Genomic DNA, 13,131 nt, shown 5'->3' with positions numbered 1-13,131 from the left:
ATGCCTAAAAATCCCTCCATTAAATCTGTTCTTATCATTGGCTCTGGGCCTATTGTTATTGGTCAAGCTTGTGAGTTTGACTATTCCGGTTCACAATCGCTGCGCTCACTGCGCGAAGATGGAATAGAAACCGTTTTGATAAACAGCAACCCGGCAACCATTATGACGGATCCGTCAATGGCCGATCATATTTACCTGCTTCCGCTTACCACAAAATCGATTGTTAAAATCTTGAAAGAACATCCGCAGATTGACGCGGTGCTTCCCACTATGGGCGGGCAAACAGCGCTCAACTTGTGTATTGAGGCAGACGAAAAGGGAATTTGGAAAGACTTTGGGGTAAAGTTGATAGGTGTTGATATCAACGCAATAAATATTACAGAAGATAGGGAAGAATTTAGGGAATTGATGGAAAAAATAGGGGTGAAAATGGCACCCCAGGCCACGGCAAACTCCTATCTACAAGGAAAGGAAATCGCACAGGAATTTGGCTTTCCATTGGTTATCCGGGCATCCTTTACCTTAGGGGGCGCAGGTGCTTCCATCGTTTATAGAGAAGAAGATTTTGACGAGCTACTATCGCACGGTTTGGAAATTTCACCCATACACGAAGTAATGATCGATAAGGCAATGATGGGGTGGAAGGAATATGAACTAGAGCTGCTCCGCGATAAAAATGACAATGTTGTTATTATCTGTACCATTGAAAATATGGACCCAATGGGCATCCACACGGGCGATTCCATAACCGTGGCCCCCGCAATGACACTAAACGACCGCACTTTCCAGCGAATGCGCGATATGGCCATCCATATGATGCGCAGTATTGGCGATTTTGCCGGAGGCTGTAACGTTCAGTTTGCGGTAAGCCCCGATGAGGAGGAAGAAATAATTGCCATTGAAATCAATCCGCGGGTTTCCCGATCTTCAGCTTTGGCTTCAAAGGCAACGGGATATCCAATTGCCAAAATCGCTACCAAGCTGGCCATTGGTTATACTTTGGATGAATTGAAAAATCAAATTACAAAGTCAACTTCCGCGTTGTTTGAACCTACTTTGGATTACGTAATCGTAAAAATCCCACGTTGGAATTTTGACAAATTTGAAGGATCAGACCGTACTTTGGGGCTTCAAATGAAATCTGTTGGCGAAGTGATGGGCATTGGCCGTTCCTTTCAGGAAGCGCTTCACAAGGCCACCCAATCCTTGGAAATCAAAAGAAATGGAATTGGTGCCGACGGGAAAAGTTACACCAACTACGAGCAAATTCTCGACAAACTGAAAAACGCAAGCTGGGACCGTGTTTTTGTGATTTATGATGCAATCCAGATTGGCATTCCGCTCAGCAGGATTCACGAAATAACAAAGATTGATATGTGGTTCCTTCGTCAATATGAAGAATTGTTTCTATTGGAAAAGGAAATTTCAAAATATACCTTGGAAACCCTTCCTAGGGAATTATTGTTGGAAGCAAAACAAAAAGGCTACGGCGATCGTCAGATAGCGCACATGCTGAAATGTCTGGAGAGCCAAGTTTACAAAAAACGTGAGGAGATGAACATCCAGCGCGTTTATAAATTGGTGGACACCTGTGCTGCCGAATTTAAGGCGGAAACACCGTACTACTATTCAACCTTTGAGAACGAAATGCAGCTTGAGGGCGAAAAGCCGTATTCTGAAAACGATAGCATAGTAACCGAAAAGAAAAAAATTATCGTTCTCGGTTCCGGTCCCAACAGGATAGGGCAGGGCATCGAGTTTGATTATTGCTGTGTCCACGGAGTGCTTGCAGCGGCGGAATGTGGTTATGAAACCATAATGATAAACTGTAATCCTGAAACGGTTTCAACAGATTTTGACGTGGCGGACAAATTATATTTTGAACCGGTTTTTTGGGAACACATATACGATATTATCCGCCACGAAAAGCCCGAGGGAGTTATCGTTCAGCTCGGGGGACAAACTGCCTTGAAGCTTGCCGAAAAACTTGATCGTTACGGTATCAATATTATCGGCACCACATATAAATCGCTGGATTTAGCCGAAGATCGAGGAAGTTTCTCAACACTTTTAAAAGAAAACAACATTCCTTACCCAGAATTTGGAACGGCAGAAACCACTGAAGAAGCACTTGCACTTGCAGACCAGCTTGACTTTCCGTTATTGATTCGTCCTTCCTATGTTTTGGGTGGACAAGGGATGAAAATCGTGATCAACAAAAAGGAATTGGAAGAGCACGTGGTAGATTTACTTCGAAAAATTCCGAATAACAAATTATTGCTGGACCATTATTTGGACGGCGCCATTGAAGCCGAGGCAGATGCAATCTGCGATGGTGAAAATGTATATATTATTGGCATAATGGAACATATTGAGCCCTGCGGAATCCATTCCGGAGACTCAAACGCAACCTTGCCACCTTTCAACATAGGGGAATTTGTAATGCAACAAATAAAGGACCATACCACGAAAATTGCCAAATCCCTCAACACAGTTGGACTCATAAATGTTCAGTTCGCCATAAAAGACGATATAGTTTACATTATTGAGGCCAATCCACGCGCCTCGCGAACAGTTCCTTTTATTGCGAAAGCCTACGGAGAACCTTACGTAAATTACGCCACAAAAGTAATGCTGGGCCACAACAAGGTTACCGATTTCGACTTCAATCCTAAGTTGGAAGGATTTGCGATAAAACAGCCAGTGTTTAGTTTCAATAAATTTCCAAATGTAAACAAACAGCTAGGTCCCGAAATGAAGAGCACGGGCGAAAGTATTCTTTTTATTGATAGTTTAAAGGACGATGCATTTTACGACCTCTACGCGAGAAGAAAGATGTACCTGAGCAAATAATAAATTTTGTGTTATTTTTTTTCGTAAATTAGATTACTAACCTACTGAAATATTCTTTTATGAAAAAAATTACTTTGTTCTTATGTTTTATTACAATGAACATTCTGACGGGTCAGAATGTTGTTGAAATTGCTTGGGGGCAAGGTGTAAATGAATCTGTTGCAAGCCCCACCATAGAAGTGGGAGATACTGTGATTTGGGTCTGGAAAGACAGTTCCCAAAAAAGCGTTACGAGTCTCCCGAACGGCAGTGAAAATTTCGGCAGCGGTACTCTTGATGGTTTGAACACTGAATTCTCATACACTTTTCAAAAAAGAGGAGTTACGGAATATGAAAATGAATCAAATCCTCTAATGCGAGGAAAAGTAACCGTGGTCGGGAAACTTTCCGTAGAAGAGAAATTTGTGAAAAACCTAAATTTCTATCCCAATCCGGTTAAAAATGATTTAATTATATCATCTATTTTTAAAATAGATAATTATCAAATCTATAACGTTCTTGGCACCTTGGTTTCTGAAGGAAAGGGTACAGGCACTTTGACCCAAGTTGACATGAGCCGATTGAATAGTGGGCTGTATTTTGTGAAAGTGACATCCAATAATTTACAGACTACGCTGAAAATAGCAAAAAAATAACGCTCAGATCTATTCGCGGTTAAAATGCGGTGACTGTTCTTTTACCACATCGTTTATAAAATATTTGGTATCACCCCAAAAGAAGAAGGTCGTAAAACGTTCTACATAGCTTACCTTTACATAGCTGCCTTGATACTCCTTTAATTTTTCAATAACATCCTTTTCTTGGTCCAAAACCGAAAAGGAAAATATCTGTGCGCCGCTAATGCCCTGGCTAATCTCTCCTTCCCAAGTTTTTACAAGGACTCCTTTATGACTAAATTTTATAAGCTCGCCGGCTCTTGTTCCCTCACTATACGGTACAAAATACACGAAGGCGAAATATAACAGGTACAATGCCAAAAGGCTGCCAAGGATGATAACGAGGACTTTTTTCATAACTTTCTTATTGGTTGTCAAAGTTTTCCTCCGCTTTTTTCAGTAATTTTTCGTTTACCTGCTTACTCGCCTTGGAACCTAATTTTTTTAGACGCTCTACCTTGGATATCAAATTTCCTTTTCCGGTAAGTTTCACCATTGTGCTGTCGTAACTGCCTTTTACGGTATTTAACTGGTTGCCTACTTTTATCAAGTCTTCGGTTAGGTTTACAAATTGGTCATAAAGCCTGCCTGCCTGTGTAGCAATTTCAATAGCATTCTGTTGTTGTTTCTCGTTGGTCCACATACTGTCCACTGTTCGCAACGTTGCCAGTAGGGTAGAAGGAGTAACAATCACTATGTTTTTCTCAAAAGCCCAGTTGTAAATATTGTTGTCCCGATTAATGGCAACTGCAAATGCAGGCTCAATAGGAACAAATAGCAAAACAAAATCCGGACTTTCAATTTCGTAGAGCGTGTGATAATTTTTGCCGCTTAGTTGCTCAATATGCTTTTTCAGGGAGGTTACGTGCTCTTTTAAGAAACGGGCCCTTTGGTCTTCATCTTCCTCGTTTACAAAACGCTCATATGCCACTAGGGAAACTTTTGAATCTATAATCATTTTCTTGTTATCCGGAAGGTGCAGCACGACGTCGGGCAATACACGCCTCCCCTCATCAGTAGTGAAACTGTTTTGAACAAAATATTCACGGTCTTTTTCCAAACCACTCTTTTCGAGTACACGTTCCAAAACCAATTCGCCCCAATTTCCCTGTATTTTGCTATCCCCTTTCAAGGCTTTGGTCAAGTTTGTAGCCTCCTTGCTCATTTGCTCGTTCAGCTCTTTCAAACCAATAATTTGCTGTCGCAACATTGCGTGGCGGTCAATACTTTCCTTATGGGTGTCTTCCACGCGTTTTTCGAAATTTTTTATTTTCTCCTGAAGTGGATTCAGAATTATTTCCAGACTTTCCTTATTCTGTTTTGAAAATTTAGTGGATTTTTCATCCAGGATTTTATTGGCAAGATTTTCAAATTCCTTGGTAAATTTCTCCTGTAGTTTTTCAACCTCTGCTTTCTGTTCGCGGTTGCGGTTTTCAAGATTTTCAAATTCTGAATTGCGCCGCGTGAGCAACATATTAATCTGCTCCTTTTCCAGCCTGATTTCTTCTTTTTCGCGCAAGGCGGTCTCAAAACGCTCGTTCAGTTTTTCTGATTGCAGTTGCGCGTTTTCCAGGCGTTCTTCCAGTTTGCTGGTTTCGGTTTTACCCTTTAAACGGGCAAAATAATTACCCAAAAAAGCTCCGATTAATAAGCAAATGGCAGCAAGTAAGAGGAATAGAAAAGTTTCGTTCAATTTTTTAAGTTATTAGGTTAATGAGTAATTTGAAAAAAGACTATTTTTCAAAGTTTTGGTTTGATGATAAAGATAAGAAGTTATACTGAATCAATTAACTCAGTACCTGTATAACTAATTAACTTTTTATCTTAAACCGCCCCGTTTTTCCATCGAAATCAATAGTTTCTTTTGGAAATAATGTATCAAACCGTCCGGCCTCAATCAGTTGGCACGGGTCATCGAAATAGGTTTCATTCTTTGCCATCACCAGCATCTTGTCGGTAAGTTGGATGGCCAAATCTATTTCGTGGGTCGAAAAAAGAATTGTCTTTTGCGTTTCCGAGGCTAACTTTTTCAATAATTTCAGAATATAGGCACGGTGGTAAATATCCAAATGCGTTGTTGGTTCGTCTAGAATAATTAACGGCGTGTCCTGCGCCAATGCTCTCGCTATCGCCACCCGCTGCATTTGGCCATCGCTCAGTTCAAAACATTTTCTATTTGCAAGGGTTGCAGTTTCGGTTGCTTCCAGCGCAGCTTGAATTGCTTTTTTATCTGCTTCGGAAAGTGAACCCATCCAATTTGTGTAAGGCTGTCTGCCCAAGGAAACCAGCTCCAGCACCGACAGGTTTTTTGAGGCAGGGGCTTCGGTCAAAACAACGCTTAAACGGGTTGCGAGTTGGAAAGCGGAATAATCCGAGATATTCTTCCCATTTAAAAAAACGTCACCTTTTAAAGCAGCCTGCATACCCGTTAATGTGCGCAGCAAGGTGGATTTACCAATTCCATTAGCACCCACGAGTCCTACCAATTCCCCTTTTTTAATGGAAAAATTGATTCTATCGGCAATTATAAGATTGTCGCCTTTTTTCGAATAACCCACCGCAAGGTTTCGCGTTTGTAAAATACTATGTTTTTCTTCCAAAGCCATTAAAAGAAAAGTTTTCGTTTGCGTACCAACAGCCAAATTACCACCGGCGCGCCTACCAGTGAGGTGATGGCGTTTATGGGCAACGTAAATTCACTGAAGGGCAATTGTGCTACCGTATCGCAAATTAACAATAATAAACTTCCGCAGAGCAGCACAGCAGGCAAAAGCACAAAATGATTTGATGTTTTAAAAAATTGGCGCACCAAATGCGGAACGGCCAATCCCACAAATGCAATTGGGCCCACAAATGCAGTAATGCTTCCCGCAAGAATACTGGTTGCGAGAATGATTATAAAAGTGGTTCTTTTAATGTGTAGCCCCATACTTTTGGCATAGTTTTCACCTAAAAGTAAAGCGTTTAAAGATTTACTGCTGAAAAAACTCAGCGCCAAACCAGCCAAAAAACAAAACGTCAGAATCAAAACGCCCTGCCACGACTGGTTTCCCAGACTTCCGAAAGACCAAAAAATGTACTGCTGCAATTGTTCCGCATTGCTGAAATAGGAAAGAACCGAAACCACCGCTGTTGTCACACTGCCAAACATTAACCCAATAATCAAAATTGCCATAGTATCCTTTATTCTGAAGGTAACCGCCAACACGGCCAGCAATACCAAAAAGCTTCCCAATGCCGAAGCTATTACGAGGCTCCATTGGCTTAACAATAGGGTTCCGAAAAATCCCCCAAAGGCGCTGGCGCCCAAAATTAAAATAGCAACTCCCAAACTTGCTCCACTGCTCAGCCCTAACACAAAAGGTCCGGCCAGGGGATTGCGGAACAGCGTCTGCATCAGCAATCCCGACACGGCCAGTCCGCCCCCAGCGAGCATCGCCGTCAATGCCTTTGGGAGGCGATAGTCAAAAATTATATAACGCCAGGTTTCTTTTGAGGCGCCATTTCCTATAAATACTGAAATTATTTCGTTAAGCGGAATGGAAACTGATCCCATTCCTAAATTCATCAAGAATGCCACGAGGAGAGCGACAAAGAGCACCGCAAATTGCAATCTGTATGTTTGGCTAACCTGCATTAATCGAGTTTGTTGAAAAAATAAAGTTGGTGCTCCGGGAACAGTTCTGGATGTAAGATTTTTATTAAATCCTTTAAAACCAAATCAGGTCTGTTGGGAGCCAATTCATAATAAATAACGCCGCCAGTTTGGCCTTTTTTCATGCTGTACGAATATACGTTTCCAGTTTTATACGCCTTAAATTGCGTATAAACCTGACTCCCGTTTTCCATTTCGTCCAGTGAAGTGAACTGGCCGGGCCCAATCCAAAAATCGGCGTCGTGGCCCTTTTCCAAAACCGATTCCAAATTTAAGGAAAGACTGCCCGTACCTGATGTGTCGCTCCAGAGATAATTGCCATTGGCGTCGGTTATAAACTGTGCGCCCCAGCTATTGCCCTGTGGCATATACCACACATCTTTATACATTGCACCACTGATTACGGAGGGTGTTGTCTTGGCTTCGGAAGCTATTTTTTTTGCGGAGAGATATTCGGTCTCAATATTTCTGAAAATGCTATCTGCTTCTTTTTCTTTGTTGAAAAGCGCTCCGAAAAATTTAATCCATTCGGCTTTTCCCAAGGGGGAAGTCTCTGTCCAATCTGAATTGTAAAGTACCGGAATGCCCGATTTCTGAAGCGTTGAAAAGGTAGAATTGTTTCCGTCAACTGCAAACCCAATCACCGCATCGGGATTTAGGTCTATCAAAATTTCGGTGTTCAAATCTTCGTTTTTTCCCAGTTCGGCAATTTTTCCCTCGGTTATTTTTTGGCGCGTTTTTTCCGAAGAAATATAGTTCAGATTCGGAAAACCGATTAAGGCGTCCAGTTCGTTTAACATTTCCAAAGAAGGAATATGGGTAGTGGAGGTGACTACAATTTGCTTTACCGGAACTTCCACCACAGCATCGTAATCCTCAGGGTTTTGAAGGATAGTGTTCTTTTCAATTAAAGCGTATTTAAATGTCCTGTCCGTTCCCGGCCAAGGGTTTTTCAATGTTATGGTTTTATAGCCTTCAAAAGTGCTTATTTCAAAACCTTTGGCGTAATTAATTTCCTTCTCTTTCGTGGGTATATAGGCAATTTCAGTAGTTTTTTCAGTTTCAGTTTTACAGGAAACAAAGGCTACGAAAAAAAGTAGGGTGAAGAAGTTCTTTTTGAAATAAAGCATTGTTGGGTGTTTTTTACACAAAGTTGCACAAAGGTATCACAAAGTTTCAGAAAGTGTTAATTGATTTCCTTTGCTATTATGAACGTTAAAAAACTAAAGGACAAACTTCGTTAAATATCCTTTCAGTCCTTCAAAAATTACCACTATCTTCGCGATGAATTTTGGTGAGCAATTTTCCACCACGGAAAAAGCTCTTAAAAGGGAATTCGGTTAAAATCCGAAGCTGTTCCCGCAACTGTAAGTCGTCCCGAAGTATTTTCGGGCGTGCATGCTTCAAAAACCACTGTTCGCATATAGCGGATGGGAAGGTTGCACAAAAAGACAAGCCAGGAGACCTGCCATATTCATAACATAAAACGTCAAACTTTCGGGATAAAGGTTGCAGTATGAAACTAAAGGGTTACCATATTTTTTTCACAATTTTTCTGTGCACGGCCTCGGCGTTTGCGCAGCTTGACAGTATTCAGCAGTTGCCCGAGGTGATGTTGACCGATTCCAAACTCGTACATTTTTCTAAAGGTTTCAAACTTGAAAAATTGGGTGATTCCCTAATTGAGCGAAATGCAACTTCACTTACCGAGACGCTACGTTACAATTCAAACATATATTTTAAGGAAAACGGTTTTGGAATGGTTTCCTCCCCGTCTTTCCGCGGAACCAATGCCGCTCAGACTGCCGTAATCTGGAATGGTATCAATATAAATTCGGTATTTACCGGACAGACCGATTTCAATGTAATTTCACCTTTAAATTATGAAGAAATCGCAATTAGAAGTGGCGGCGGCGGGGTGCAATACGGCAGCGGTGCCGTGGGCGGAAGTATTCACCTGAACAATACGTATTCATTCAAAAAAATACATAGTACTAAAGTTGGCCTGCTTTACGGGAGTTTTGCGACCCTTGGTGGAACGGCCAGTACAACTCAAACTTGGGGTGACCATTATTTGAACGTGGGCGTGGATTTTATCAGTTCCGATAATGATTATGAGTATGTGGGGAAGAATCAAAAAAATACACACGGTGAGTTTTTGCGCTTTTCGGCAAAAATTAATGAGGCCCGTAAACTAAAACGCGGGGTGGCCACCTGGAATTCTGAGTACAGTTACAACAATCGGAATTTTTCGGGCAGCTTAAACACTGTGGGAAAGGATGGCTACAATGATATTGCTACGCGGAACCTTTGGCAAATCCAGCAGGAAATGGGAGTTTTCAAGATGAAAATAAGTGCGGCGCATCTTTTTGAACAGTTTAAATATTTTCCCGATAGTGATAAACCACTCTATGACGAGGGGCGTGCAAATACCTTTATCAGCGGCCTTCAAACGGAAGTTTTGCTCTCTAAAAAATTTCGAATAAATAGCAAGATTGAATATACTTATGTTACAGCACAAGGCAGTAATGTGGGAGAAAACCACCGCAAAACACTGGCCGCCGTTTTGTTGTTCAACCATAAAATTTCAAGGGATTTTAATTATGGCTTGAATCTTCGGAAAGAATTCCTGAACGGTTTTGACAACCCTTGGCTCTTTTCCGCAGATGCGAAATGGGATGTTTCAAAAAGTTATTCCCTGCGCGTGAATGGCTCAAAGAATTATCGCATTCCCACCTTTAACGATTTGTACTGGTATGGCGGCGGAAATAGTAATCTGCAACCTGAAACTTCCTATCAAGTGGAACTTGGGCAGGAAATAACCTTCGGCAATTTGAAGACTGACATAGCGGCTTACTATATTTCTTCCGAAGATTTAATAAAATGGGTGCCCATAAGCGGAAGTGTATGGGAGCCAATAAATATTCAAGAAACCCGAAATTATGGAATTGAGGCGACCCTGGGCTATTTTATAAAATTGGGTCCGCAACACTCGTTGGATTTTAGCGCGAATTATTCCTATACCAAGGCAGAGGATTTGGAAAAGAAAAAGCAGCTAATTTACGTGCCGTTCCAAAAGGCTGGGGGTACCGTGGCTTACGATTTTAGAAAACTTTCAATATACGCCCAAGGATTGTTCAATGGCGAAGCCTACACAACTACGGACAACAGCAGCAGTGTTGCAGGCTATACGGTTTTTAATTTTGGCGCTTCGGTCGCACTGCCATTTGAACCGAACCTTACCGTTGGCGGCAGACTCAAAAATGCCTTCAACACCTATTATGAAAATGTGGCGTACCGGCCTATGCCTTCACGAAATATTCAAATATTCTTAAACCTTAAAATATAATTAAAATGAAAATGATGAATAAAGTATTTTTTTTAGCAATTACAGCGCTATTTTTTGTGTCTTGTAGCAATGATGACGATAGCCAGCCAGAATACGTGCCGGCGGCGTTTGAAAAGGGAATTTTAGTAACCAATGAAGGTCCTTTTGGCAATGGAAGTGGCAACATTACCTTTATTTCTGAAGATTACAGTACGGTTACGCAAAATATTTACAGGACCGTGAACGGAACGGAGCTTGGGAACATTGTTCAATCCATGGGTTTTCAAGATGATAATGCATATATAGTGGTGAACAATTCAAACAAAATAATGATTGCCAATAGATATTCCTTTGAAGCGGTCGATTCAATTAAGACCGGTATTAACAATCCACGTTACTTTATGGGAACAGATGGTAACAGGGGATATGTAACCAATTGGGGCGACCCCAATGATAACGGCGACGATTTTGTGGCGGTAGTGGATTTGCGCAACAATACCATTGCTGCTACCATTCCTGTTGCCTTTGGACCAGAACGTATGGTAACTTACAATAATAAAATTTACGTGGCGCACCAGGGCGGTTACGGTCAAAATAATTTAATTTCTGTAATTTCGGGTACCAACCTGGAAAATACCATTACCGTGGGTGATGTTCCGAACTCAATGGTTGTTAAAGGTAGTTCACTGTTTGTACTTTGTGGCGGAAACCCAAGTTATACCGGCAACGAAACCGCAGGTTCGCTCGTTGAAATTGACCTTGCAAACGGACAGGTTTTAAATACATACACTTTTGGCACGACGGAGCACCCAACCAACCTAACGATGGACGGTAATAGCTTTTTCTATTCTTTGGATGGAAACGTTTATAAGTTAAACAGCAGTTCCATTTCCTTACCCGGAAATGATATTATAGCCGGTTTTTTCTACACTATGGTTGCGAAGGATGGCCTCCTATACGCAACGGACGCTGATGACTTTGCGAGCAGAGGTTCATTAAAAATTTATGATTTATCAACCAATCAACAAATCCAGGATTTTCAGGTAGGCATAGTACCCGGCGGCGTCTATTTTAACGAGTAATAATTTTTCATATATAAAATGAAGCTCCGTTAAACTATATAAATTTAACGGAGCTTCATTTTAATAATAACTAGTTTCCAATCATTTTTCCGAAAAGAGGAGAAGAGGCCTTACTGTCTGAAATTTCCTTTAAATGCGGACCTTCTTTTTGGGAAGTCATAGGTCTTCCTGCAATTTCGAATAAAGCCGCAGCCAGCAGTGGTTCATTTTCGTCACCCAATTGCCCTAGATTGAAATAATTTTCCTGCAATGGAATTTGAGGAAACAATCCTTCCGTGAAATCTGTATTTCCAGCTGCATTAGCCGTTTTAAAGACCAAGGGAAGCATGGCATAGGTATGGTTTGGGTTGGCCTGGCTTCTGCTAAATTGAGGCGCTGGAGCATCGTACAACAAAAAAGAAGCTTGAAATTTTCCAGTGGTAGTATCTCCTACTTGAACGGCATCTATATAAGGTTTTAGTCCGTTTAAAACCAATTCACTGGCAGAGGCACTTCTTCTGGTAGTAATAATGTAAACCTGCGAAAGGTTCAAACTGTTAATAGTACTTCCATTACTGATGGTATTATCAAAAAGACCGTTTTCAGCATAATCGGCCTGTCTGTCTGCATTCCAAAATTCTTGATAAAATACCTGCCCATTAAACTGTCCGGTAATCATACTTGCAAGGTCTGTCGCTGTTTCAACGGAACCACCCCCGTTATATCTAAGATCCAAAACCAGGTTACTCACTCCCTCTGTCTTAAACTGCGCAAAGGCATTGTTTAGTTCGGTATCATAATCTTTTATGAATCCATTATACATTAAATAGCCAATTTTAGTTCCGTTGACGGTAAGTGTTTCCGCCTTATAAACTGGATTCTCGTTGTATTGGGTTTTGTTCAAGAGTGCTGTTTCGCCCGTTAAGGTAAAATCAGTTCCGTCAAAAGTTGCTAATCCTACAGTATAGCTGTCTGGGGAAAGTAGCTCATTGTAATTGTTTTCGTTCAATTGCTGGCCGTCAATAGTCGTAAAAATATCACCGCGTTCCAATCCTTGGGTTTGGGCATCGGTATTAGGCAGCACGTAGCGTACATATCCAAAAACATTTCTGCTGTTATCGGGATAATAAACCAGGCCGAATTCCATACCGTTACTAAGGGTTATGCCGCTCAGCGCATTCTCTATAAGCGTATAATCACTATATAGATTGCTGAACCGATCCTGTGGGGACAGTAAATAATCAAATAGTGTTTCAGGGGTGTCGTAATTGTCCAGGAAGTTATTTAGTTCTTCTTGGGTAGCAAATGCATCGTTTGCTAGTTCGGGGGTGTCTGCTTTATATAGATAGAAATAATTCAGACCGCGGTAGATGAAATTCTGAATATCTATGGTAGAGGCCGGCTGGAAATTATCATCGGCGTCCTCAAAACACGAAACGAAAAGTGCGGAAACAACTAAAAGGGAAATGAAAATCTTTCTATTCATAAATAGGTTTATTTAGGTATTCTTTTTAAACAGGTAATTTAGGGATTATATTGTAGTGGTAAAAATATGCTTTTTTAGTCGAAATTATTTTG

Annotated in this window: 10 protein-coding genes and 1 riboswitch; of the genes, 4 read left to right on the top strand and 6 right to left on the bottom strand. The window is 41.1% G+C overall.

Annotated elements, in window-relative coordinates:
* Positions 1–2,853, top strand: coding sequence for a carbamoyl-phosphate synthase large subunit (gene carB / locus MB09_RS04075; protein WP_045079601.1), 2,853 nt, complete (start codon positions 1–3; stop codon positions 2,851–2,853).
* A gap of 59 nt (positions 2,854–2,912) precedes the next feature.
* Positions 2,913–3,488: a T9SS type A sorting domain-containing protein gene (locus MB09_RS04070; RefSeq protein ID WP_078056377.1), complete on the top strand. Its 576-nt coding sequence runs from the start codon at positions 2,913–2,915 to the stop codon at positions 3,486–3,488.
* 9 nt (positions 3,489–3,497) lie between these two features.
* Here the strand turns inward: MB09_RS04070 and MB09_RS04065 are convergent, their stop codons facing one another.
* The 5 genes from MB09_RS04065 to MB09_RS04045 form a co-directional block, all read right to left on the bottom strand.
* Positions 3,498–3,866, bottom strand: coding sequence for a hypothetical protein (locus MB09_RS04065; protein WP_045079599.1), 369 nt, complete (start codon positions 3,864–3,866; stop codon positions 3,498–3,500).
* A 7-nt stretch (positions 3,867–3,873) separates the two neighbouring features.
* The gene (gene rmuC, locus MB09_RS04060) at positions 3,874–5,202 is read right to left on the bottom strand and encodes a DNA recombination protein RmuC (protein WP_045079598.1); all 1,329 of its coding nucleotides are present in this window, start codon (positions 5,200–5,202) and stop codon (positions 3,874–3,876) included.
* A gap of 118 nt (positions 5,203–5,320) precedes the next feature.
* Entirely contained in the window at positions 5,321–6,115 is a 795-nt protein-coding gene (locus MB09_RS04055) for an ABC transporter ATP-binding protein (protein ID WP_045079597.1), read from the bottom strand.
* Positions 6,115–7,146, bottom strand: a complete 1,032-nt coding sequence (locus MB09_RS04050) for a FecCD family ABC transporter permease (RefSeq protein WP_045079596.1) — start codon at positions 7,144–7,146, stop codon at positions 6,115–6,117. Before MB09_RS04050 ends, MB09_RS04055 begins: the two co-directional genes overlap by 1 nt.
* Positions 7,146–8,294 carry an ABC transporter substrate-binding protein gene (locus MB09_RS04045; RefSeq protein ID WP_045079595.1) on the bottom strand — a complete coding sequence of 383 codons (1,149 nt, stop codon included), beginning with the start codon at positions 8,292–8,294 and terminating at the stop codon, positions 7,146–7,148. Before MB09_RS04045 ends, MB09_RS04050 begins: the two co-directional genes overlap by 1 nt.
* A gap of 144 nt (positions 8,295–8,438) precedes the next feature.
* Positions 8,439–8,651, top strand: a riboswitch (cobalamin riboswitch).
* 29 nt (positions 8,652–8,680) lie between these two features.
* Here MB09_RS04045 and MB09_RS04040 point away from each other — a divergent pair.
* On the top strand, positions 8,681–10,513 hold the full coding sequence (locus MB09_RS04040) for a TonB-dependent receptor (protein WP_045079594.1): 1,833 nt from the start codon (positions 8,681–8,683) through the stop codon (positions 10,511–10,513).
* 11 nt (positions 10,514–10,524) lie between these two features.
* Positions 10,525–11,574 carry a YncE family protein gene (locus tag MB09_RS04035; RefSeq protein ID WP_131459810.1) on the top strand — a complete coding sequence of 350 codons (1,050 nt, stop codon included), beginning with the start codon at positions 10,525–10,527 and terminating at the stop codon, positions 11,572–11,574.
* A 70-nt stretch (positions 11,575–11,644) separates the two neighbouring features.
* On the opposite strand, the gene MB09_RS04030 is transcribed toward MB09_RS04035, so the two are convergent.
* On the bottom strand, positions 11,645–13,039 hold the full coding sequence (locus tag MB09_RS04030; RefSeq protein WP_045079592.1) for a S41 family peptidase: 1,395 nt from the start codon (positions 13,037–13,039) through the stop codon (positions 11,645–11,647).
* Between the last annotated feature and the right edge of the window lie 92 nt (positions 13,040–13,131).

Source organism: Aequorivita vladivostokensis, from assembly GCF_000952855.1.
GTDB lineage: Bacteria > Bacteroidota > Bacteroidia > Flavobacteriales > Flavobacteriaceae > Aequorivita > Aequorivita vladivostokensis.
This window is presented reverse-complemented; position numbering and strand designations above follow the sequence as displayed.

Coding starts and splice junctions, on each gene's coding strand:
- carB (WP_045079601.1), top strand. CDS start 1: ATGCCTAAAAATCCCTCCATTAAATCTGTTCTTATCATTGGCTCTGGG.
- MB09_RS04070 (WP_078056377.1), top strand. CDS start 2,913: ATGAAAAAAATTACTTTGTTCTTATGTTTTATTACAATGAACATTCTG.
- MB09_RS04065 (WP_045079599.1), bottom strand. CDS start 3,866: ATGAAAAAAGTCCTCGTTATCATCCTTGGCAGCCTTTTGGCATTGTAC.
- MB09_RS04055 (WP_045079597.1), bottom strand. CDS start 6,115: ATGGCTTTGGAAGAAAAACATAGTATTTTACAAACGCGAAACCTTGCG.
- MB09_RS04050 (WP_045079596.1), bottom strand. CDS start 7,146: ATGCAGGTTAGCCAAACATACAGATTGCAATTTGCGGTGCTCTTTGTC.
- MB09_RS04045 (WP_045079595.1), bottom strand. CDS start 8,294: ATGCTTTATTTCAAAAAGAACTTCTTCACCCTACTTTTTTTCGTAGCC.
- MB09_RS04040 (WP_045079594.1), top strand. CDS start 8,681: ATGAAACTAAAGGGTTACCATATTTTTTTCACAATTTTTCTGTGCACG.
- MB09_RS04035 (WP_131459810.1), top strand. CDS start 10,525: ATGATGAATAAAGTATTTTTTTTAGCAATTACAGCGCTATTTTTTGTG.
- MB09_RS04030 (WP_045079592.1), bottom strand. CDS start 13,039: ATGAATAGAAAGATTTTCATTTCCCTTTTAGTTGTTTCCGCACTTTTC.